Origin of the sequence: Bradyrhizobium sp. HKCCYLS3077 (assembly GCF_051167555.1) — a bacterium.
Classification (GTDB): domain Bacteria; phylum Pseudomonadota; class Alphaproteobacteria; order Rhizobiales; family Xanthobacteraceae; genus Bradyrhizobium.
This window is the reverse complement of sequence record NZ_JBNPTH010000001.1, coordinates 1,152,581-1,174,861: the sequence shown is the minus strand read 5'-3', so window position 1 is coordinate 1,174,861 and position 22,281 is coordinate 1,152,581. Positions and strand designations below refer to the sequence as shown.

Here is a 22,281-nt window from a genome sequence, read left to right as displayed (position 1 = left end):
GTAGCCGATCAGCCTTAACGAAGCGTGTCGATCGTTTCGGATTGTTTCAGCGGGTCGGCACCGGCTTGGGGCCGCGATAGTCGTAGAAGCCGCGCTGCGTCTTGCGGCCGAGCCAGCCGGCCTCGACATATTTCACCAGCAGCGGACACGGCCGGTACTTGGAGTCGGCGAGGCCCTCGTGCAGCACCTGCATGATCGACAGACAGGTATCGAGGCCGATGAAATCGGCGAGCTCGAGCGGCCCCATCGGGTGATGCGCGCCGAGCTTCATCGCCGCGTCGATCGCCTCGACGTTCCCAACGCCCTCGTACAGCGTGTAGATCGCCTCGTTGATCATCGGCAGCAGCACGCGGTTGACGATGAAGGCCGGGAAATCCTCGGAGACGGCGACCTGCTTGCCGAGCCGTCCGACGAACTCCTTGGCGGCCTCGAAGGTGGCGTCGTCGGTGGCGATGCCGCGGATCAGCTCAACCAGCTCCATCAGCGGAACCGGGTTCATGAAATGGATGCCGATGAAGCGCTCCGGCCGGTCGGTACAGGCGGCGAGCCGCGTGATCGAGATCGACGAGGTGTTGGAGGCGATGATTGCTTCCGGCTTCAGGACGGCGCAGAGATCGTGGAAGATCTTGCGCTTGACGTCCTCCTTCTCGATCGCGGTCTCGATGACGAGGTCGCAATCGGCGAGGCCATCCAGGGTTTCGGTCAGTGAGATGTGCTTGAGCGCATCGCCCCGAGCCTCCTCGGTGATGACCTTCTTCGCCACCTGGCGGGTCAGGTTGCCGTTGATGGTGGCCATGCCCGACTTCAAGCGATCGGCCGTGACGTCGTTGAGCACCACGTCGAGACCGGCCAGCGCGGCAACATGCGCGATGCCGTTGCCCATCTGTCCTGCGCCGATCACACCGAGCTTGTTGATCTGAGCCATGTTGTCATCCACCGGGACGGCGCACTGCAGATGCCCGTCCAACCCCTTGAAGAAGGAACACCGGCCGCCAAGGTCCCATGCGGCCGGTGTTCATCGCGTTACTTGCCGAGCGCGTCCGTCAGCTCCGGCACCGCTTGGTAAAGATCCGCTACCAGGCCGTAATCGGCGACCTGGAAGATCGGCGCGTCCTCATCCTTGTTGATCGCGACGATCACCTTGGAGTCCTTCATGCCGGCCAGATGCTGAATGGCGCCTGAAATGCCGACCGCCACGTAGAGTTCCGGAGCGACCACCTTGCCGGTCTGGCCGACCTGCCAGTCGTTCGGCGCGTAGCCCGCGTCCACCGCGGCGCGCGAGGCGCCGACGCCGGCGCCGAGCTTGTCGGCGAGCGGCTCGATGTACTTGGCGAAGTTCTCGCGGCTCTGCATCGCACGGCCGCCGGAGACGATGATCTTGGCCGAGGTCAGCTCGGGACGATCGCTCTTGGCGACCTCCTCGCCGACGAAGCTCGACAGCGCCGGATCACCGGCCGCCGCCACGCTCTCCACCGACGCGCTGCCACCCTCGCCCGCAGCGGCGAAGGTCGAGGTGCGGACAGTGATGACCTTCTTGGCGTCCTTCGACTTCACGGTCTGGATCGCGTTGCCGGCGTAGATCGGCCGCTCGAACGTGTCGGGCGCGACGACCTTGATGATCTCCGACACCTGCATCACGTCGAGCAGGGCAGCGATGCGCGGCATCACGTTCTTGAAGCGCGAGGTCGCGGGCGCGACGACCGCGTCGTAGTTCGCGGCGAGCTTGACGACGAGATCGGCGAGCGGCTCGGCGAGATCATGCGCGTAGGCCGCATCGTCGGCCAGCAGCACCTTCTTGACCCCGGCGAGCTTGGCGGCGGCCTCGGCCGCGCCCTTGGCGCCCTGGCCCGCGACCAGCACGTCGACGTCGGCGCCGAGCGCGGCAGCCGCCGTCAGCGCCTTGTTGGTCGCGTCCTTGATCCCGGCATTGTCGTGTTCGGCAATCAGCAGCGTGGCCATCAGAGCACCCCCGCCTCGGTCTTGAGTTTGGAAACGAGCTCGGCGACGTCCTTCACCTTGACGCCGGCCTTGCGGCCCGCAGGCTCGGCGGTCTTGAGCACTTCGAGCCGCGGCGTGAGATCGACACCGGTGTCGGCGGCGGTCTTCTCGGCGATCGGCTTCTTCTTCGCCTTCATGATGTTCGGCAGCGACGCGTAGCGCGGCTCGTTGAGGCGGAGATCGGTGGTGACGATCGCCGGCCCCTTGAGCTTCACGGTCTGCAGGCCGCCATCGACCTCGCGGGTGACCTTGAAGTCGCTTCCTTCGACCTCGAGCTTGGAGGCGAAGGTCGCCTGCGCCCAGCCGAGCAGCGCGGCCAGCATCTGGCCGGTCTGGTTCGAATCGTCGTCGATCGCCTGCTTGCCGAGGATAATCAGTCCCGGCTGCTCTTCCTGAGCGACGGCCTTGAGGATCTTGGCGACCGCGAGCGGTTCCACATTGCCTTCGGCCTTGACCAGGATGCCGCGGTCCGCGCCCATCGCGAGCGCAGTGCGGATGGTCTCCGAGGCCTGCGCAGGCCCGATCGAGACCACAACGACCTCGGTTGCCTTGCCGGCTTCCTTCAGCCGCAGCGCTTCCTCGACGGCGATCTCGTCGAACGGATTCATCGACATCTTGACGTTGGCGAGCTCAACGCCCGATCCGTCGCTCTTGACGCGGACCTTGACGTTGTAGTCGACCACCCGCTTGACCGGCACCAGAACCTTCATCGATCCTCTTTCGCTCTAAATTGTCCGGGGTTGATCTTTCGGGCGCGGAACCTAAAGCGCCCTTACCCCCCGGTCAACGCGCGAGGGGCGAAAAAACGCCACCCCGCACGCCGCCGGGTTAACGGTTTTGCCCCGGCACCCACAACACGTCGCCGGCCCCGTTCCGGTTTGCGGCGCGGCTGGCCACGAACAGGAAATCCGACAACCGGTTCATATAACGAATGGCAGCCTCGCTGACCGGCTCGTCCGGTCGGGAAGCGAGTTCCGCCATGATCCGTTCCGCCCTGCGGCAAATGGTGCGCGCGACGTGCAGATGCGCGGCTGCCGGAGTTCCCCCGGGCAGCACGAACGAGGTGAGCGGCGCGAGCCGCTCATTCAACGTGTCGATGTCGCGCTCCAGGCGATCGACCTGGCTCGCCACCACGCGCAGCCGCTCCGCCTTGCCCTCGCGCTGCGGCACCGCCAGATCCGCGCCGAGGTCGAACAGGTCGTTCTGGATCAGGCCGAGCATCGCATCGATCTCGAGCGCGTCGGCCAGATGCAGCCGCACCACCCCGATCGCGGCGTTGGTCTCATCGACGGTTCCATAGGCGGAGACGCGCAGATCAAACTTCGGCCGGCGCTCGCCGTTGCCGAGCGCCGTCGTGCCGTCGTCGCCGGTCCGCGTGTAGATGCGATTCAGAACCACCATGCTGAAATCTCAATATCCTTGTCTCGACGTCTCAGCGTCCCGTCTCAGCGCCCATTTTCAGTGTCCCATGGCCCAGATCGTCGCCATGGCAATGACGATCGCCACGAACTGAAGGATCACCCGCCAGCGCATCAGCTTCTGCGACAGGTTGGGCGAGCCGCCGCGCGTCATGTTGACGAGGCCGAGAAACAGCACCAGTGCGACCGCGCCGACGGCGATCGGAAGGATGAATTTACCGAGGAGTGAAGCCATTTGGGCTAGATAACACCGCGGACGCAGGAGCGCCATGCCGGATCGCCGCATCCGGCCCTGCAACCGCTGGCTTTCGGGACCGTATTATTGGATGGTATGAACCCAAGAATGTTGCGGAGTGCAGGGACAGGTGAAGGCGCTTCGCTACATCTTCCACGTCGTCATGGATGCGTTCTACACGTTCCTCGCCGATGACGGCTGGGCGATCGCGAGCCATATCGCGCTCTCGACCCTGATGGCGCTGTTTCCTTTCCTGATCGTCCTGACCTCGCTGGCGGGCTTCCTCGGCTCCAAGGACCTCGCCGACCAGGCCGCCACCCTGATCCTCGAGACCTGGCCGGCGCAGGTGGCGGACGCGTTGACCGGCGAGATCCACGATGTCCTGACCACGACCCGGACCGATGCGCTGACCATCGGCGCCGTGCTCGCGGTCTACTTCGCCTCGAACGGCGTCGAGGCGCTGCGGGTCGCGCTGAACCGCGCCTATGGGGTGATCGAGCAGCGCCGCTGGTACTGGCTGCGGCTGGAATCGATCGGCTACACGCTGGTCGCCGCCGTGACGGCACTCGCGATGTCGTTCCTGATCGTGCTCGGCCCGCTGATGCTGGCGACCGCCCGACGCTACTTGCCGCTGGCGGTCGAGGCCAATGAGAGCTTCGTCAACCTGACGCGCTACGGCATCACCATCAGCGCGCTGATCGTCGCGCTGTTCATCCTGCACGCCTGGCTGCCGGCGGGCCGCCGCAGCTTCATGCAGATCATGCCCGGCATCGTCTTCACTTTCGTCGCCTCGCTGGTGTCGGGCATCGTGTTCGGCCAGTATCTGGCGCGTTTCGCCAACAACTACGTTACGATGTATGCGGGGCTCGCCTCGGTGATCATCGCGCTGGTGTTCCTGTATTTCATCGCCGCGATCTTCGTGTATGGCGGCGAGTTGAACGCGTCGATCATCAAGTCGCGGCTCCCGCGCGGTGTGTCGCTGCAAGAAGCGCAGTCGCTAGAGCCCGCGGCGAAACGGGCTTGAGCAGGAACGCGTCCGCGCCGGCGGCGCGCGATGCCGTCTCGTCCTCGCCGCGCCCGGACACCCCGATGATCGGGATGTCGCCATGCGGCGCGTCGAGGGCGCGGATCTGCGCGATCGCCTCGATGCCGTTGATGCCCGGCAGCACCATGTCCATCAGCACGGCGTCGTAGTGGCCGGACGCGATGCGTTCGGGCGCGGCCTCGCCGCGGCCGATGAACTCGGCCTGATGGCCGAGCTCGTTCAGGATGGTGTTGAGCACGACGCGGCCGAACGGATTGTCCTCGACGCCGAGGATGCGCAGCGGCCGCGTCGGCGCCAGGGTGACGCCGTCCTCGCCGCCGGCCGCCGTGGCCCGCGGCGTCGCCGCGACTGTCAGCGTCACCGTCAGCGTGAAGGTCGTGCCGCCGCCCTCGTGCGGCTCCACCGCGACGTCGCCTCCCATGGCGCGCGCCAGCTGCCGCACCGAGGACAGGCCAAGCCCGGCGCCGCCGAACCGCGAGGCGATCGAGACATTGGCCTGGCTGAATGGCCGGAACAGCCGCTTGATCTCCTGCAGAGTCAGGCCGATGCCGGAATCCGAGATATGGAAGGCCACGGCGACCCTGCCCTTGGCCGGGCTCCGCGACGCCTTGCCCCGCCCTGCCTTGCCGGCCAGCGCGATCCCCAGCGCCACCCCGCCCTGCTCGGTGAACTTCACCGCATTGTCGATCAGGTTCTCGAGCGCGGCGCGCAGGCGCACGGGATCGCCGACGACGAGCCCTGGCAAGGCGTCGGAGACCTCGACCTTGGCCTCCAGCCCCTTGGCCGCGGCCCGGCCCGCCAGCGAGTCCCCCGCGGCCCGCGCCAGCACGCGCAGATCGAACAGATCCTCCCGCAGCAGCGCCCCGGTGGTCTCGTCCTTGGCGGCATCGACGAACAGCGTCGCCAGGCTCGAGAGATGCTCCGCGCCGGCCTTGATCGTGTCCACCCAGCGCCGCTCGCGCTCGCCGAGCTCGGAGGTGGCGAGCAGATCGCTGATCGCGAGAATTCCGGTCAGAGGGGTGCGGACCTCGTGGGCGAACACCGCGAGCGCCGCCTCGACCACGCCCGGGCCCGGCGCCATTGCGGGAGCGAGCTTTGCTGCCTCCGGCTTTCGATGTTTGGCCTTGGCCGCGCTCCGCTGCCCCCCTGCCATCGCCGTGACCTGAGGAACGTGCTTTTTCAGCGGCCGCGCCTTCGCGCGCTCCTTGACCGGCGCCGCAGCCTTCGCCGTCTGGCGCGATGCTTTCGAGACCGCCTTTGCAGCAGGCGCCTTACTTGTACCGGCGCGCTTGGCAGCCGGCTTGGCCGGGCGGGCCCGACGCCCCGTACTCGTGTTCCGAACGCGCTTCATCATGGCCCCTGTGACATGAACTCCGCAAAACGAAGGGGCACTTCTCTTGTCATGTCTGGTCGTGCCGCTTTCGATTGAAGCTCCCGATTAACCCGCGCTATCGGGCAGCATGGCACGGTCGTTTCCGGGTGTCACGATGCCCCGGAGGTTGTCCCCGCCGGAAACATGCGCAGACAGCGGGACTTGCGCCGAGACGCGGCTACACCAAGCCGATCCTGTGTCGGATTTCCGCCGGCGAGACGCCTTCGGCGCGCAATGTGCGCAATCCGGTCGCCAGAGTGGACTTGGACAGCTTGTGACCCTCGTCGTCGCGAATCAGTTGGTGGTGCCGGTAGGCTGGCGCCGGCAGCCCGAGCAAGACCTGCAACAGTCGGTGCACGCTGGTCGCATGAAACAGATCCTGCCCGCGCACCACCTCGGTCACGCCCTGCAGCGCGTCGTCGACCACCACCGAGAGGTGGTAGCTGGTGGGCGTGTCCTTGCGGGCGAGGATGACGTCGCCCCAGGCCGCCGGCCTGGCTTCGATCGTCCCGGCCTCGCCGTCGGGCCCGCAGCCGGCCTCGTCCCAGTCCAGCCGCCCAGCGCGCGCGACCGCCGCGTCCATATCGAGGCGCAAGGCATAGGGCGCGCCGCTGCTCATCAGCTCCCCACGACGCGCTGCAGGCACGGCCTTCGCCGCGCCGGGATAGAGCGGCGCGCCGTCGGGATCGCGCGGCCAGCCGCCATCGGCATCCCGCTGCGCCACCAGCCGCGCGATCTCGGCGCGGCTCTCGAAGCTCGGATACACCAGTCCCATCGCCTGCAGCCGCGCCAGCGCAGCGCCATACTCGGCGAGATGCTCCGACTGCCGCCGCACCGGCAGCTCCCAGGTGATGCCGAGCCAGGCAAGGTCCTCGGTGATCGCCTGCTCGTAGTCCGGCCGGCAGCGGGTCGGGTCGATATCCTCGATGCGCAGCAGGAAGCGGCCGCCGCTCTCCTGGGCGCGCCGGACATTCAGCAGCGCCGAATAGGCATGGCCGAGATGGAGATAGCCGTTCGGACTGGGGGCAAATCGGAAAACGGGTGGCATCATGGCGAGATCGACGAAACAGATCGCTCCGTTCCGCTTCCCTGAGCTTCGGCTTCCAGACGCTCGACCACGGTCCGGTAGAATTGCTCCGCTTCCTGCATCATCTCGGCCGTGCTTCCCCGACCGTCGCCGAAGGCCGAGCGCGCGAGCTCGAACTCGGCATCGATGAAGTCGGCGACGGCCATCGGCAGCGCCGCGCTGCCCAGCTCGTGAGTCAACGCCTTGCGGCGCATGAGATCCGCGACCTCCGCGCCCAATGCGGCCGGCGGATCGCACTCCGCCATCAAGGTCGGGAAATGCATCGGCGCCACCGCTTCGGTCGGATTCAGGCGGAGCCAGCGCAGCGTCGCGGCTGGCCGCAACGCATAGAAGATCTTCTTCTGTGCGACGCTGGTGCCATCGCCGAAATACACCCGGCGCTGCCGCTCACCGAGATGCAGATAGTGCCGCGCAATCGCGTCACGCTTCGCGGCGCGTCTCGCAAAGGCGAGGAAGTCGTCCCGAAACCACGCCATGCCGCGATACACCACCGGCGAGCGCAGCCACTCGATGATGACGGCATTGCCCTTCAGCAGCAGGCGCAGCGCCTTGGCGAGATCCCAGCCATTGGCATCGAAATCATCCTGCAGCGGAAACTCGATGACGTCGCGGACCGGCCATGGCTTGATATGATCCGCCGCGCGCCGCACATAGACGAACCGGCAATCATAGTCGCTGTCGGGCGAGGCGAAACCCCAGGCGCGGCTGCCGCTTTCGACGGCGAGAGGCAGAAACATGCCGTGCTCGCGAACGACGCGATCGAGCAGGGCGTCGACCCCGGCCACCTTGTCGCGGTCCATGTCGGAGGGGATGTGACGCAAGTTCATGAGAGTTCCAACCTTGACTGATGCTGCCTTAGCCCCGGCTCTCCGTGGCGTCCACCCGGCGAGACATCGCGCAACTTGGGGTGCCGAGACGTGACCCTCCATCTCGACAGCCAGACCGTTCTGGAGGATGCGATCGGCGATCTCGTCAGACAGGACACGCGACTCGTGCCGATCCTCGCAGCCACCGGCATGCCGGCGTTGCGGCGACGGGAGCCGGGCTTTGCCGGAATCGCCCACATCGTCTGCGGCCAGCAGCTGTCCACCGCCAGCGCGGCGGCGATCTGGGGCCGGCTGCAGGCGGCGTTCGATCCGTTCGACGCGGACGCGATCCGCCGCGCCCGGGCCGACCGGCTGGGGCGGCTCGGGCTGTCCGCCGCCAAGATCAAGACACTCAAGCACATCGCGCGCGAGCTCGGCGCCGGGCGGCTGAACCTCGACGTGCTCGCCAATGAGGACGCCGACGTGGCGCACGCGACGCTGACCGCCCTGCCCGGCATCGGCCCGTGGACCGCGGACGTCTATCTGCTGTTCTGTCTCGGCCATGGCGATGCTTGGCCGGCGGGCGACCTCGCCGTGCAGGAGGCGGTGAAGGTCGGGCTTGGCCTGGCCACCCGGCCGACCGCGAAGCAGATGATGCCACTCGCGGAAGGCTGGCGGCCGCTGCGCGGCGCGGCGGCGCATCTGTGGTGGAGCTATTACCGCGTGATCAAGCAGCGCGAGGGCGTCGTCGGATAGACCCCTATCCGTCCGCGTCGGTCCCGGGTTACGCTCTGCGGCAAACGACGAGGCCGCACGAACATGACGGCCGGGAGGATACGCATGCTCGACCGGACGCACGACCTCACGGCTGCTGTCGAGGGCTGGCTTGCCGCGTTCGCACAGGCGCTCGCAGCGCCCGACGCCGGCGATCTCGCAAGCCTGTTCCAGGCCGACAGCTACTGGCGCGACGTGCTGGCGCTGAGCTGGCGCATCAAGACGCTCAACGGGCGCGAGGCGATCCTGCACGAGTTGCCGGCGGATGCGCGCGCGGCCGCGCCGCGTGCCTTCGCCATCGCACCGGGACGCGCCGCCCCGCGCCACATCAGGCGCGCCGGCGCCGACAGCATCGAGGCGTTCTTTCAGTTCGAAACCATCCAGGGCCGCGGCTTCGGCATCGCCAGGCTGATCCCGGATGCCGCCGATGGCCAGCGGCTGAAGGCCTGGACGTTGCTGACAGCGCTGGACGAACTCAAAGGCTTCGAGGAACCGATCGGCGCCCGCCGGCCGCGCGGCCAGTCCTATTCGCGCGACTTCCGCGGGCCGAACTGGCTCGACCAGCGCGAGGCCGCGCGCGCCTATGCCGATCGCGATCCCGCCGTGCTGGTGATCGGCGCCGGCCAGGCGGGGCTCGCCATCGCCGCGCGGCTGACCATGCTGCAGATCGACACGCTGGTGGTCGATCGCGAGACCCGGATCGGCGACAACTGGCGCAAGCGCTATCACGCGCTGACCCTGCACAACCAGGTGCAGGTCAATCACATGCCCTACATGCCGTTTCCGCCGGGCTGGCCGGTCTACATCCCCAAGGACAAGCTCGCCAACTGGTTCGAGGCCTATGCCGAAGCGCTGGAGCTGAACGTCTGGACCGAGACCGAGTTCGAAGGCAGCACCTATGACGAGGCGGCGGAGCGCTGGACCGTGACGCTGCGCCGCGCCGACGGCAGCGAGCGTACGATGCGGCCGCGCCATATCGTCATGGCGACCGGCGTCAGCGGCATTCCCAACCGGCCGGGGCTGCCGGGCCTCGCCGACTACACCGGCACGGTGCTGCATTCCAGCCAGTATGGCGATGGCGAGGCCTGGCGGGGCAAGCGGGCGCTGGTGATCGGCACCGGCAATTCCGGCCACGACATCGCGCAGGACCTTCATGCCAGCGGCGCCGAGGTCACCATGGTGCAGCGGGCGCCGACGCTGGTCACGAACATCGAGCCTTCGGCGCAGCTCGCTTATGCCGCCTACAATGACGGCACGCTCGAGGACAACGACCTGATCGCGGCGTCGATGCCGCTGGCGCTGGGCCGGCGCAGCCACCAGATGCTGACGGAACAGTCGAAGCAGCTCGACCACGCGCTGCTCGACGGCCTCGCGCGGATCGGCTTCAAGCTCGATTTCGGCGAGGACGGCACCGGCTGGCAGTTCAAATATCTCACCCGCGGCGGCGGCTATTACTTCAACGTCGGCTGCTCCGACCTGCTCGTCAGCGGCGCGGTCCAGCTCATCCAGTTCGATGCGATCGCACGCTTTGGCCCCGAAGGTGCCGAGCTGACGGATGGACGCAGACTGGCGGCCGACCTGATCGTGCTCGCCACCGGCTACAAGCCGCAGGAGGTGCTGGTGCGCCGGCTGTTCGGCGACTCCACCGCCGACCTGATCGGGCCGATCTGGGGCTTCGGCGACGGACAGGAGCTGCGCAACATGTACACGCGCACGCCGCAGCCCGGGCTGTACTTCATCGCCGGCAGCCTCGCGCAGTGCCGCATCAACTCCAAATACCTCGCGCTGCAGATCAAGGCCATCGAGGAGGGCTTGCTGCCGGCCGGCGTATCGGGCTGAATGGCCCGATTGGAACACGGAGACCATGGCATGTCCGCGACCCTCGGCACCGGCGACTACACCTATCGCGTCATCAAGGGCTGGGCGAAGCTGCCCGAGGGGTTTGCGCTGACCGACGTCGCCTCGGTCGCCGTCGACAGCAAGGATCGCGTCTACGCCTTCAACCGCGGCGTCCATCCGATGATCGTGTTCGATCGCGACGGCAATTTTCTGCGCAGCTGGGGCGAAGGCCTGTTCAGCCGCGCCCATGGCCTGTCGATCGATGCCGACGACAATCTCTACTGCACCGATGACGGCGACCATACCGTGCGCAAATGCACGCCCGACGGCAAGGTGCTGCTGACGATCGGCCTGCCGGAGCGCCCAAGCCCGTTCATGAGCGGCGAGCCGTTCAACCGCTGCACCCACACCGCGCTGTCGCCGTCCGGCGAGATCTACGTGTCGGACGGCTATGGCAATGCGCGGGTCCACAAATACACGCCGGACGGCAAGCTGATCAGAAGCTGGGGCGAGCCGGGCTCGGACCCCGGCCAGTTCAACATCGTTCACAACATCGCGACCGATGCCGACGGCTTCGTGTACGTCGCCGACCGTGAGAACCACCGCATCCAGATCTTCGATGGCGACGGCCGCTACGAGACGCAGTGGAACAACCTGCACCGGCCCTGCGCGCTGTGCGCCTGCGGCGACAAGCGCAAGACCTTCATCATCGGCGAGCTCGGCCCGGGCCTGCCGGTCAATCTCAACGTTCCCAATCTCGGACCGCGCCTCACCATCACGGATTCCGGCGGCCGGCGGCTGGCGCGGCTCGGCGGCGAACACGGTCCTGGCCTGGAAGCAGGGCGTTTTCTGGCGCCGCATGGCCTCGCCATCGACAGCCGCGGCGACATCTATGTCGGCGAGGTCGGCGTCACCAACTGGAGCACGAGCTTCCCGGACCGGCCGATGCCTGACGAGGTCAGAACCCACCGCTGCCTGCAGAAGCTGGAGCGTGTGCCGGCCTGAGACCGGCCCAATAGGCCCCTCGGACCGGTCCCCTTCTGCAAGTGAGTTGCACTGCGGCAGAACGCGACACCGCCACGCTTCCGACGCCCTTTGACCCGATGCGCGAAGGCGGGGAGAAGCCATGTCAAGCCATTCTTGGGGCTTCACAATCCCGTCACGCTGCATGTAGTATGTCGGGGCATGCTGCTTCGCAGCCGTTATGGAGGGCAGGAGCGTTACTTGAACGCACATGTCTCGCAAGGCGGTTGGCCGGTGTTGGTGCTGAACGCGGACTTCCGGCCGCTGAGTTACTACCCGCTGTCTCTCTGGTCGTGGCAAGACGCGATCAAGGCGGTGTTCCTCGATCGCGTCAATATTGTCGAGTACTACGACAGAGCGATCCGAAGTCCATCGTTCGAGATCCAGCTGCCTAGTGTGGTCTCGCTGAAATCCTTCGTGAAGCCGACGACCCATCCGGCCTTCACCCGCTTCAACGTCTTCCTCCGCGACCGCTTCGCCTGCCAGTACTGCCACTCCGGCGACGACCTGACCTTCGACCACGTCATCCCCCGCAGCAAGGGTGGCCAGACCACCTGGGAAAACGTCGTCGCCGCCTGCTCGCCCTGCAATCTGAAGAAGGGCAATCTGACGCCGCAGCAGGCCAAGATGTTCCCCAAGCAGGCGCCCTACGCGCCGACCGTCCACCAGCTCCATCGCAACGGCCGGCTGTTCCCGCCGAACTATTTGCACGACAGCTGGCTCGACTATCTCTATTGGGACACCGAGCTCGATCCGTAGCGGGCTGCATCGTCCTGGTCGTTGCAGTCGGATGGCGCCTCGGCCGCCATGCCGACCGGTTGCGCCGGCCGCCGGCGAGCGTCCCGCCGTCTTCGTTGCGGTGCTCGGGCGGTCAACCGTAAGCAGTATTATCCGTCCGATTAACCCGGCCTTAGGTCCCCGTTCAGCATGCTCGTGCGCCGCCGCCTGGGCCGCCGACAGGGCTGGCTCGTCCCCATGTCATCCATCCGCAGGGCCATCCGCTTCGCATGCAGACCGCTTCCACCGACCCCCAGGCGGCGGCGCTGGCGAAGGCCCAGGCAGCGAGCTCGCTGCAGAACGTCGCGCTGACGCTGTTCGCCAACGTCGCCATCGCGATTTCGCTGGCGCTGCTGATCTATCTGCGGGAGGGCAGCACGCCGATCCTGTGGTGGCTGGCTGCCGCGACCGTCTTCGCCGTGCTGCGCGCCGCGTGGGTCTCGCGGTTGAAATCGTCGGGACAGATCGAGCGCGATCCGGCGCGCGTGCTGCGCGCGCTGACGGTCATGGCGCTGGCCAGCGGATCGCTGTGGTCGGTCGTCCCGCTCGGCCTGCCGGTCTTCACCCAGGCCCACAACGTCAACGACATCGTCTTCATCATGGCCGGCGCCACCACCGGCGCGATCATCCAGAGCCTCGCCTATTCGCCGATGGCCATCGCGTTCGGCGCCCCGCTGATGGCGGCCACGATCCTGCGGATGCTGCTGTCCGGCGGCGATGTCGGCTCCATCGTCGCCGCCGACATCGCCTTCCTGACGGTGATGCTGTTTCGCGCCGCCCGGCTCGGCGAGCGCAACTTCATCGCCGGCCAGCGTACGACCATCGCGGCGACGGAGCTCGCAGAGTCCGTCGCCGTCGCCAACCAGACGCTCGAGCGGCTGGTGCGGACGGACTCGCTGACCGGCCTCGCCAACCGCAGCCATTTCCGCAGCGTCGCAGGCCACGCCTGCGCGGCGGGCCGGGGCGTGGCGTTCCTGCTGTTCGACGTCGACAACTTCAAGACCATCAACGACACCCGCGGTCACGACGCCGGCGACCGCGTGCTGCAGACCGTCGCGGCGCTGCTGCGGTCGGCCTGCAGCGACGACGATCTGCCGGTGCGGCTGGGCGGCGACGAATTCATCGTGGTGCTGCAGGGAGCAGAGGCCGGCAGCCGCGCGATCGCGCTTGGCGAGCGGCTGATCGCGGCGCTGCTGCGCCCGGTCCTGATCGCAGGCCAGCCCCTGAGCGTCAGCTGCTCGATCGGCATCGCCGCGCATCCCAGCGGCGCCATCGACATCGAGGAGCTCTCCGCGCGCGCCGACGCCGCGCTGTACCGCGCCAAGGATGACGGCCGCGCCTGCATGCGCGTCTTCGACGACAACATGCAATCGGCGCTGACCATGCAGCGGCGGCTCGATGTCGAGCTGGCGACCGCGCTGGCGCGGCGCGAGCTGCATGTCGAATTCCAGCCGCAGGTCGCGATGGCCAGCCGCGAGGTCATCGGCTTCGAGGCGCTGCTGCGCTGGAAGCATCCTTGCGCCGGGATGATCCCGCCGCCGGACATCGTCTCGGCCGCGATCCGGTTGCGCCTGTCCGGACAGCTCACGGAGTTCGTCGGCGAGCGCGCCTGCGCGTTCCTGCGCGCGCTTGACCGCAAGAAGGCGCACGGCATCAAGGTGTCGGTCAACGTCTCGCCGCGCGAGTTTCCGATCCATTCTCCGGCGCAGACGCTCAAGCTGGTCACCGAACGCTACGGCGTCGATCCCAAGCGGATCGAGATCGAGGTCACCGAGGAGGCGATGTTCGATCCCAAGCGCTGCGCCGACGAGCTCAAGCTGATCGACCAGCACGGCTTTGCGCTCGCCATCGACGATTTCGGCGTCGGCCATTCCTCGATCGCCAACCTGATGGCGGTCGAGATCGACACCGTCAAGATCGACCGCTCCTTCATCGACGGCATCGCCGGCAATCGCCGCGACCAGCAGCTCGTCGCCGCGATCACCGCGGTGGCGTTGCCGCTCGGCCACCGCATCATCGCCGAGGGCGTCGAGCGCGAGGAGGACGCGCAGTGCCTGCGCATGCTCGGCTGCTCCTACGGCCAGGGCTGGCTGTACGGCAAGCCGATGAAGGAGGACGATGCCATCGCCTGGCTGGTCCGGCACCGCAGCGCGACCGCCGCGATCGAGCCGCTGCCGCGCAGCGCGTGAGTGCGCCGTCATGGCTGCAGCACATGAGCAAGGCTCGGCATCAAGGCGCCGGCCCATGCAGCGGCGATGACGAGGATCAGGCCGGGGATCAGCCGCAGCGCAAAGGACGAGCCGCCGCTGGTCCAGGCCACCACGATCTTGCTGATCGTGTTGGCCGACAGCGCTGCCAGGATCGGAACCACTGCATCAGCTGCGCCGATCTTGCCGGACGCCACGAGCGTGGCCGCGGCCACCGCGGGCGCGTGCGTATCGACGAGACCGGCGACCCCAGCGCTTACCACCAGGCCGGTCTCGCCGAACGCCTCGCGAAGGCCCGCTGACAGCACCAGCACCGCCGAGATCGTCAGCGCCAGCAACAGGGCGCCCGGCAGGCTGAAGGCATGTCCGGGAGGCAGGTCCGCCGCACCGCTCGATCGCAATCCGGAGATCGTGAAGATCGCGCCGTAGATCACGGCGGCGGCGCCGGCGCATAGCAGCGGAACGAGCAGCGCATGCAGCGCCGGCAGGCTGGTTGCCGCCAGCACCGCCGCGAGCTGAACGATCGTGGCGACGGTGGACAGCGTCGCGCCGGCGGCTGCGGCCCCGCTCAGCTCCGGCGCCTTGCGTGCGCGCGCGCCCATCGCGCCGATCGTGGCCGTGCTGGAGACGAAGCCCGAGGCGAAGCCGGAGACCGCCAGCCCGCCGCGCGCGCCGAGCAGCCGCATCGCGACATGCCCGGCCGCGCCAATCGCCATCATCAGCACGACGAGCATCCAGACGCCGCGCAGGTTCAGTGCACCAAAAGGACCGATCGGCTGATCGGGCAGCAGCGGCAGCACGACGAACGTCGCCGCCGCGAAGATCAGCCCGTCCTTGAGCTCGCTCTCGCTGAGCACCGAGCGGACGAAGCCGTGAAGCGCCGGCCGCGCCGCGAGCAGCACGGCCAGCACGACGGCGACACCCGCGGCCAGGGCCGGACGCTCCACGGCGAGGCCGCCGAGCAGCACGGTGAGGATCAGCGCCGTCTCCGACGTCAGTCCGGGATCGTCGCTGCGCGCGCGCAGATAGGCGATCGCGGTCAGAACCATGATGCCGGCCGCGACGACTGCCAGCAGCAGCTTGCCGCCGGTCAGCATGCCGATCGCCCCCGCAAGCGAGGCCGCGGCGAAGGTACGCAGGCCCGCCGCCGAACGCCCCGGTCCCTCGCCCTTGCGGCGCTCGCGCTCGAGCCCGATCAGCAGTCCGATGCCGAGCGCGACGCCGATCGCGACGATCTCGGGATGGACGCTCATGAGCTCCGGCATCGGCATGGTCCTGAAGGGCCCTTCCCGCTCACGGCGCCACGAAGGCGCTGATGATCATCAGCAGGCAGGTAACGAGGCCGAGCACGGGGACCCAGAGCGGCACGCGCACGAGGGCGCGATCGGAGCCGAGGTGCATGACGCGAATCCGCAGCAGGCACAGATTGACGATGGCGAAGATCGTCAGCGTCGCGAGCGAGGTCCCTTCCGCCAGACGCTCGAGCGGAAAGGCCAGAGCGAGCAGGATCACGGCCAGCACCACGAGGCCGGTCGCGATCAGCGGCGTGCCGGTGCGCGGATCGACGCAGCCGGCGATGCGCGGCAGGTCGCCCTGCTCCGCCATGCCGTAGACGACGCGGGCCGTCATCGTCATTTGCGCGAGCACCGTGTTGAGCGTCGACACGATCGCGATCGCCGTGAAGGTCGCAGGACTGATGCCCGCCACCGCATTGAACACCAGGCTGAGCGGCGCCGGCGAGGCCGCCAGCACGCTTGGCGGGACGGCGCTGACCGCAATCGCCGCGATCAGGACATAGAGCACCGAGGTGATCAGCAAGGTGAGCGCCATCGCGCGTGGAATGTTCCGCTGCGGGTCCTTGGCTTCCTCGACGACATTGGCGAGGTCCTCGAAGCCGACGAAGGCGAAGAACGCGAGCAGGCCCGCAAAGGTGATGCCGGAGAGAACGCCGAGCTCGAGCGGCGGCGGCGTTAGCAAATTCGGAGCGAACGCGACGCCGGACGAGACGGCCGAGACGACGATCCACACCAGTCCGCCGGTCTCGATCAAGGTCAGCAGGCCGGCCAGCATCACCGATTCCAGGATGCCCCAGGACGCGACCACGCCGAGCACGATCACGATCGCCATTGCGATCACCGGCGTCGGCAGATCAATGAGCTGCCGGATGTAGCCGGCGCCGCCCAGCGTCACCGCGGCGGCGGCGATGATGCCGGTGGCGAGCCGCAGCGAGCCTGTCGCAGTGGACAGCAGCCGTGACTTGAACGCCGCCCTCACATAGGCGGCCTCGCCGGCACTGACGGGATAGCGCGTCGCGAGCTCGGCGTAGGAGGCGGCGGTGAACGCCATCACGAACGCCGCCAGCGCGAACGCCCAGGACGAATAGCTGCCGGCATGCCCCGCGACCGCGCCGATCAGGACGTAGATCCCGGCCCCGACGGTCACGCCGGTGCCGTAGAGGACGAGCAAGGCAAGCCCGAGCCGCCGCCGCAAGCCGGGCGTAGGCACGATTTCAGTTTGCGGCACCACGAGGTCCATTCTTCGTCACGACGGCAACAGAGGTTGTAGGGGCTTAGATGACCGAACGCGAGCGCTCTTGATCCCGGTCAATCGGAGTATGCGCCCCACTCCCGGCGGCTGCGGCATTCGGCCGCCCAGCGCTTCATCGCGAAGCGCCGATCCAGATGCCTTTGCGCTCTCGCGGCACACAGCGCCCGAGCTGTGCTGATCGATCGCCCCCCTTGGGCGAGGCGATTTGAACCACATCTCGCCGACGGCCGACAGATGATCCGGCATTTGGTCCAGCAGGTGTGGCTCCCGTCGCGACGGCGTCGCCGGGTTGCGCATATGGCGGCCTGGGAGACGGACGGCAATGACGGAGACGATCGCGCGTTCACGCCGCCTCGGCTCGATCGGCAGCCTGGTGGGGCTGCTCGCTCTCGTTGCAGCGATCCTGCCGCACTGGGTGCTGCCGATGATCGATCCGCCGCCGCCCATCGACAAGGTCATCGTCGACGTCGGACACCGCGTCAAGGACCGGCTGGTGGCGCACATCAAGGGCGTCGACGACCAGGCGCCGGCGCGCGAGAGATCGTGGACCGACCGGCTGCACCAGCAACTGCCCTTGGCCGCGGTGTCGTTCGGCCTGCTCGCGATCATCCTCGGCGTGATCGGCCAGCTCCGTCGCGAGGAGCGTCACATCGCGGCGATGGCGACGACGTTGGGCGGCTGCGCGATCGCCGTGCAGCTCTCCTTCGTGCTGATGGGCGTTCTGATCGTGATGGCGATCATCTACTTCGTCGGCGATTTCCTTTCGCTGTTCTGATTGCGGGATGCGCGTGGCCTTGCCGGCCGCGGGCAGATGCGCCGTTGTCGCCGCGCGACTTCACCACGTCATTGCGAGCGACCCGGATCAAATGAGGCATCCGTGTCCTGGGCGTCACAGCGCGATAGCGATTGAATTCCGCACATTGCCAATGCGATCGTGATGTGATTAGTACGCCGCCGGCGTCGAGCATTCAGCTCCGCCGAACGAGGAGAGAGCGATGACTGCGATCATCCGTTGCTCCGCCAGGAGCCGCCGGGCCTGATCCTCGCGTGAGGCGAGGTGTGGCCAGGCACGCGTGCGTTCGCGCGCGCTGTTAGTCCCCTGCCATATCTCCTGATCTCTCCAAGGTACCCACATGGGCAATTCCCATCGCGTGGACGGCCGTGCGCCGGTCCACGGCTTTTACTCGTCCAGCTCCTGGATCGAGGGCGCCGCCGTGCGCCAGCTCGAAACGGTGGCTGACATCCCTGGCGTGCGCGCGGTCGCCGGCCTGCCGGACCTGCATCCCGGCAAGTTCGGTCCGGTCGGCTGCGCCATCCTCGCCGACCATATCCACCCGGCCTTCGTCGGCTCCGACGCGGGCTGCGGCATGGCCTTGTTCGCACTCGATCTCGCCTCGCGCCGCATTCGCGTCGACAAGGCGGCCGACCGGCTGCGCGACATCGCCAAGCCCCATGACGGCGACATCGAAAGCGAGCTCGCAAGCCATGAGCTGGCGCCGTCCGACTTCGATGCCTCGCTCGGTACGATCGGCGGCGGCAATCACTTCTGCGAGTTGCAGGCGGTCGAGCAGGTGTTCGATGCGACCTGCGGCATCGATCGCGATCGCGCCTTTCTGCTGGTGCATTCGGGCTCGCGCGGCCTTGGCCATGCGCTGCTCGAACGGCACGTCACTGATGGCTTGAAGCCGCTCGCGCCTGACAGCGCGGACGGCCAGGCCTATCTCGCGGCGCATCACCATGCGTTGCGCTGGGCCCGGCTCAACCGCGGCCTCATTGCGCGGCGTGCGGCCTCGGCGTTGCGCTGCGAGGCCGATACCGTCTGCGAATGCTCGCACAATTGCGTGGTCCATCGCCGCGAGGGCGTGCTGCACCGGAAGGGGGCGGCGCCATCCGACCAGGGGCTCGTCGTCGTGCCGGGCTCGCGCGGCGCGCTGTCCTACCTGGTCGCGCCGCTCGCGACGGCGCCTCGGGAAGCGCTGTGGTCGATCGCGCATGGCGCCGGGCGCAAGTTCGACCGCTCGTCGATGATCGGCCGGGTCGGCGCCACCCGATCGGATCGCGAGCGGCTGGCGCGCAATCCGTTCGGCGGCCACGTGATCTGCGAGGATCGCGCGCTGCTCGCCGAGGAGGCGCCGGAGGCCTACAAGCCGATCGCCGGCGTGATCGCCGATCTCGAAGCGTTCGGACTCGCGCGCGTCGTCGCCTCCTTCCGGCCGCTGGTGACGGTGAAGAAGATCGCCACCGAGCGGCGGCCGAAGGAGGACCGCCGATGAGACGGCTGCTCCTCACATCGGGACGCGGTCCGGCGGAATGCCGGATCGCGGTCGCCCATGCGCTCGCGCGGCTGTCGACCGAAGCCGAGGCGGCGGATTGCGACTGCGCGATCGCGCCAGGCGACACGGATCGACACGGACCGGCCAGCGCGATCGCCGTGCTGGACGGGCCGAGCGCCGACGCGCTCGCGCAACGCTGGACGCGGGGCTCGCTGCTCTGGGTGTGCCGCAGTCCGCTGCGACCGCATCACGGGCGCAAGAACTGGTTCGTCGGCGTCGTCGACCTGCCGCTGCCCGCGCAGATCCCGGCGCTGGCGACCGGCGACGTCAGGTTCGAGAGCTTCCGCGCCGGCGGTCCCGGCGGCCAGCACCAGAACACGACCGAGAGCGCGGTGCGCGCCGTCCATTTGCCGAGCGGCCTCGCCGCCATCGCCCGCGACGGCCGCTCCCAGCACCGCAACAAGGCGCTGGCGCTCGCGCGCCTCGCCGCGCTGCTCGACGGCCGCGCGCGCGTCGCCGAGGCGGGTGAGGCCCGCCTGGTGCAGGCCGCGCATGATGGCGTCGAACGCGGCGCCCCCGGCCTGCGCTTCGAGGGCCCGGCGTTCAGGCCGGCGGGGTGAGCGAGGTGCGGCGGGGGAATGAAACTTTCCTCGCCGCTAGACCCGCGCCCCGCGAAAACCAACCCGCTCGCGAGCGGGTTGGTCGGTCGCATGTCACGCCCCGACTTTTGGCGCCCGCGTGTCTCAACGTCGTCATGGCCGGGCTTGTCCCGGCCATCCACGTCGTTCGGCATCCTGAGAACCACGTGGATGCCCGGGACAGGCCCGGGCATGACGGAGTGACTAACTGCGAGCATCGCTTGTCACAACAGCCATCACGGCCGGCAGATCTCGGAAAAAACCTTCTGCTCACCGACCCTGAATGGAGCAACCGTTCTCCCATCCGGATTGATGCATCCCCAGGTTCCGCCCTCGAACCAGCTATGCTCACCTTTCGATACGAGCGAGCAGCCGAGGCAGACCACCGCGACTCCGTTTTCGAACGGATAGGCGCCGTCGTAGATTGCCGGGATCACGAGCCGCAACGACGGATCGATGTATCCGATCTTCGCTCCCACCGGCGAACGGGCGCGGCCATTGGTGAACTCTTCGGCGCCATTGTCGTAGGCCATCACCGCCGCCATCGCGCCATCGCGACGGACGTAAAGCCAACGGACTGTTTCGCCCTTCGTCCTTCCGAGCACAAGGACCGGCGCCAATCCGTCCGGACCAAATCGCAGGCTCGCTCGGAATGAAGGCGTGAGACGGAGCTGCCCGTTCTCGGCCGGCACCGCACAGCCCTTGACGGTCGTCTCGGACTGCCAACAATCATACGGCGCCATTTGACCACGGTCGGCGGCAACTGCCACTGCCGTCATCAGGCTTCCCCCGAAACAGGCTGCAAATGACAGCAGGGCAGCCACTGCCCTGGTCACCGATGACCGATTGCGTTGCGCGACCGAGGAGCCATGCGCCATGTGAGGAATTCTCATGCCCACCATGCCTTACATTCGCACATGACATTGCGCTGCGAAACGGCTAAGCGGACCGCCCTCCCCGGACGGACAACGAGACGAGCATGGCAGCGGCCCATTGCGGCATCGACTTCGGCACTTCGAACACCACGGTCGGCCTCAGCGATCCCGCCTCCGCGCAGCTCATCCCGCTGGAGGGCGAGCAGCGCACCTTGCCGAGCGCGATGTTCTTCGATTTCGAGGATCACGGCGTGCAGTTCGGCCGCGCGGCGATCGAGCGCTATCTGACCGGCCATGACGGCCGCTTCATGCGCGCGCTGAAGAGCATTCTCGGCACCGCGCTGATCCATGAGAAGACCTACATCCGGCAGAAGGCGGTGCCGTTCTCCGGCATCCTCGGCTTCTTCTTCGCGCATCTGAAGACACAGATCGAGACCAGGCTCGGCCACGAGGTCAGCCAGGTCGTGCTCGGCCGCCCGGTGCGCTTCGTCGACAAGGACGACAAGGCGGATGCGGAGGCGCAGGCGGCGCTCGAGGCGATCGCCCGCGAGCAGGGTTTTCGGCACATCGCCTTTCAGTACGAGCCGATCGCGGCCGCGCTCGACTATGAGCAGCAGGTCAACGGCGAGGAGCTGGTGCTGATCGTCGACATCGGCGGCGGCACCTCGGACTTCTCGATCGTGCGCGTCTCGCCGGAGCGGCGCGGCAAGGCTGACCGCGAGGACGACATCCTCGCCAATGGCGGCATTCACATCGGCGGCACCGATTTCGACCGGCTGCTGAGCTTGAAGAGCGTCATGCCGCATCTCGGCTATGGCAGCCTGACCGCCGACGGCAAGCGCGAGCTGCCGACCGCCTATTATCACGAGCTCGCCACCTGGCACCGCATCAACCAGCTCTACAAGAAGGGCGTCGTTCACGAGCTGCGCCAGATCCGCTACGAGGCCGAGCGGCGCGATCTCGTCGATCGCTTCATCAAGGTGGTCGAGGAGCATCGCGGCCATACGCTGGCGATCGGCGTCGAGCAGGCCAAGATCGCGCTCACCGCGGCGAAGTCGCTGACCTCGGTGCTGTCGGAGAAGGACGAGTGGGCGCGCATCAAGTTCACGCGCCGCGATTTCGACCGCGCCATCGCCGATTCCGTCGCGCGCGTCGTCCGCACCGTGACGACGCTGCTGGATGATGCCGCGGTGGAGGCCACGGCGATCAACACGATCTTCCTCACCGGCGGTTCGAGCATGGTGCCGGCGCTGCGTGAGGCGATCCTCGCGCTGTTTCCGGCAGCACGCGTCGCCGAGACCGACCTGCTCGGCAGCGTCGGCATCGGACTTGCGCTCGACGCCCGGCGCAAGTTCGGCTGACCGCGT

The 22,281-nt window shown here is 67.8% G+C and carries 21 protein-coding genes; 10 read left to right on the top strand and 11 right to left on the bottom strand.

The genetic code is table 11. From position 1 onward, the window contains the following. Nucleotides 1-46: 46 nt before the first annotated feature. From ACQR0Z_RS05205 to ACQR0Z_RS05185, 5 genes are all read right to left on the bottom strand, one after another. Complete coding sequence (locus tag ACQR0Z_RS05205; RefSeq protein WP_434859839.1) at nt 47-925, bottom strand: 3-hydroxybutyryl-CoA dehydrogenase; 879 nt, start codon at nt 923-925, stop codon at nt 47-49. 98 nt (nt 926-1,023) lie between these two features. Next, on the bottom strand, nt 1,024-1,959 hold the full coding sequence (locus tag ACQR0Z_RS05200; protein ID WP_434917877.1) for an electron transfer flavoprotein subunit alpha/FixB family protein: 936 nt from the start codon (nt 1,957-1,959) through the stop codon (nt 1,024-1,026). Next, nucleotides 1,959-2,708 (bottom strand): electron transfer flavoprotein subunit beta/FixA family protein, encoded by a 750-nt coding sequence (locus tag ACQR0Z_RS05195; protein WP_008964844.1) that lies wholly within the window; start codon nt 2,706-2,708, stop codon nt 1,959-1,961. The genes ACQR0Z_RS05200 and ACQR0Z_RS05195 overlap by 1 nt, the downstream gene beginning before the upstream one ends. 118 nt (nt 2,709-2,826) lie before the next feature. Then, on the bottom strand, nt 2,827-3,399 hold the full coding sequence (locus tag ACQR0Z_RS05190) for a cob(I)yrinic acid a,c-diamide adenosyltransferase (protein ID WP_434917876.1): 573 nt from the start codon (nt 3,397-3,399) through the stop codon (nt 2,827-2,829). Nucleotides 3,400-3,456: 57 nt separating this feature from the next. Beyond that, a complete protein-coding gene (locus ACQR0Z_RS05185) occupies nt 3,457-3,651 on the bottom strand; it encodes a twin transmembrane helix small protein (protein ID WP_434859895.1) in 195 nt (64 codons plus the stop codon). Between the two features lie 130 nt (nt 3,652-3,781). Between ACQR0Z_RS05185 and ACQR0Z_RS05180 the strand changes: the two genes are divergently transcribed. Next, the gene (locus tag ACQR0Z_RS05180) at nt 3,782-4,675 is read left to right on the top strand and encodes a YihY/virulence factor BrkB family protein (protein ID WP_434859836.1); all 894 of its coding nucleotides are present in this window, start codon (nt 3,782-3,784) and stop codon (nt 4,673-4,675) included. On the opposite strand, the gene ACQR0Z_RS05175 is transcribed toward ACQR0Z_RS05180, so the two are convergent. The 3 genes from ACQR0Z_RS05175 to ACQR0Z_RS05165 form a co-directional block, all read right to left on the bottom strand. Then, nucleotides 4,602-5,777 carry an ATP-binding protein gene (locus ACQR0Z_RS05175; protein WP_434859835.1) on the bottom strand — a complete coding sequence of 392 codons (1,176 nt, stop codon included), beginning with the start codon at nt 5,775-5,777 and terminating at the stop codon, nt 4,602-4,604. The two genes, ACQR0Z_RS05180 and ACQR0Z_RS05175, sit on opposite strands and share 74 nt — an antisense overlap. A gap of 469 nt (nt 5,778-6,246) precedes the next feature. After that, a complete protein-coding gene (gluQRS, locus tag ACQR0Z_RS05170) occupies nt 6,247-7,116 on the bottom strand; it encodes a tRNA glutamyl-Q(34) synthetase GluQRS (RefSeq protein ID WP_434918028.1) in 870 nt (289 codons plus the stop codon). Beyond that, nucleotides 7,116-7,982 (bottom strand): nucleotidyltransferase domain-containing protein, encoded by an 867-nt coding sequence (locus ACQR0Z_RS05165; protein WP_434859834.1) that lies wholly within the window; start codon nt 7,980-7,982, stop codon nt 7,116-7,118. The genes gluQRS and ACQR0Z_RS05165 overlap by 1 nt, the downstream gene beginning before the upstream one ends. A 90-nt stretch (nt 7,983-8,072) precedes the next feature. On the opposite strand from ACQR0Z_RS05165, the gene ACQR0Z_RS05160 reads away from it, so the two are divergent. From ACQR0Z_RS05160 to ACQR0Z_RS05140, 5 genes are all read left to right on the top strand, one after another. Then, nucleotides 8,073-8,717, top strand: coding sequence for a DNA-3-methyladenine glycosylase family protein (locus ACQR0Z_RS05160; RefSeq protein ID WP_434917875.1), 645 nt, complete (start codon nt 8,073-8,075; stop codon nt 8,715-8,717). 84 nt (nt 8,718-8,801) lie between these two features. Then, a complete protein-coding gene (locus ACQR0Z_RS05155; RefSeq protein ID WP_434917874.1) occupies nt 8,802-10,574 on the top strand; it encodes a flavin-containing monooxygenase in 1,773 nt (590 codons plus the stop codon). A 30-nt stretch (nt 10,575-10,604) separates the two neighbouring features. Further along, a complete protein-coding gene (locus ACQR0Z_RS05150; RefSeq protein ID WP_434917873.1) occupies nt 10,605-11,579 on the top strand; it encodes a peptidyl-alpha-hydroxyglycine alpha-amidating lyase family protein in 975 nt (324 codons plus the stop codon). Between the two features lie 219 nt (nt 11,580-11,798). Beyond that, entirely contained in the window at nt 11,799-12,356 is a 558-nt protein-coding gene (locus ACQR0Z_RS05145) for an HNH endonuclease (protein ID WP_009025578.1), read from the top strand. 248 nt (nt 12,357-12,604) lie between these two features. After that, on the top strand, nt 12,605-14,563 hold the full coding sequence (locus ACQR0Z_RS05140) for a putative bifunctional diguanylate cyclase/phosphodiesterase (RefSeq protein WP_434917872.1): 1,959 nt from the start codon (nt 12,605-12,607) through the stop codon (nt 14,561-14,563). Nucleotides 14,564-14,571: 8 nt separating this feature from the next. Here the strand turns inward: ACQR0Z_RS05140 and ACQR0Z_RS05135 are convergent, their stop codons facing one another. Beyond that, entirely contained in the window at nt 14,572-15,846 is a 1,275-nt protein-coding gene (locus ACQR0Z_RS05135) for an MgtC/SapB family protein (RefSeq protein ID WP_434917871.1), read from the bottom strand. Nucleotides 15,847-15,874: 28 nt separating this feature from the next. After that, nucleotides 15,875-17,116: an APC family permease gene (locus tag ACQR0Z_RS05130; RefSeq protein ID WP_434917870.1), complete on the bottom strand. Its 1,242-nt coding sequence runs from the start codon at nt 17,114-17,116 to the stop codon at nt 15,875-15,877. 334 nt (nt 17,117-17,450) lie between these two features. Here ACQR0Z_RS05130 and ACQR0Z_RS05125 point away from each other — a divergent pair, with 334 nt between their 5' ends. The 3 genes from ACQR0Z_RS05125 (at nt 17,451) to prfH (ending at nt 20,021) form a co-directional block, all read left to right on the top strand. Continuing rightward, on the top strand, nt 17,451-17,903 hold the full coding sequence (locus ACQR0Z_RS05125; protein WP_434917869.1) for a hypothetical protein: 453 nt from the start codon (nt 17,451-17,453) through the stop codon (nt 17,901-17,903). 358 nt (nt 17,904-18,261) lie between these two features. After that, nucleotides 18,262-19,401 carry an RNA ligase RtcB family protein gene (locus ACQR0Z_RS05120; protein ID WP_434917868.1) on the top strand — a complete coding sequence of 380 codons (1,140 nt, stop codon included), beginning with the start codon at nt 18,262-18,264 and terminating at the stop codon, nt 19,399-19,401. Continuing rightward, complete coding sequence (gene prfH, locus ACQR0Z_RS05115; RefSeq protein ID WP_434917867.1) at nt 19,398-20,021, top strand: peptide chain release factor H; 624 nt, start codon at nt 19,398-19,400, stop codon at nt 20,019-20,021. The genes ACQR0Z_RS05120 and prfH overlap by 4 nt, the downstream gene beginning before the upstream one ends. A gap of 254 nt (nt 20,022-20,275) precedes the next feature. Here prfH and ACQR0Z_RS05110 read toward each other — a convergent pair whose 3' ends face one another. Further along, the gene (locus ACQR0Z_RS05110) at nt 20,276-20,917 is read right to left on the bottom strand and encodes a WG repeat-containing protein (protein ID WP_434917866.1); all 642 of its coding nucleotides are present in this window, start codon (nt 20,915-20,917) and stop codon (nt 20,276-20,278) included. Nucleotides 20,918-21,018: 101 nt separating this feature from the next. Between ACQR0Z_RS05110 and ACQR0Z_RS05105 the strand changes: the two genes are divergently transcribed. Further along, the gene (locus tag ACQR0Z_RS05105) at nt 21,019-22,275 is read left to right on the top strand and encodes an Hsp70 family protein (protein ID WP_434917865.1); all 1,257 of its coding nucleotides are present in this window, start codon (nt 21,019-21,021) and stop codon (nt 22,273-22,275) included. Nucleotides 22,276-22,281 lie beyond the last annotated feature (6 nt).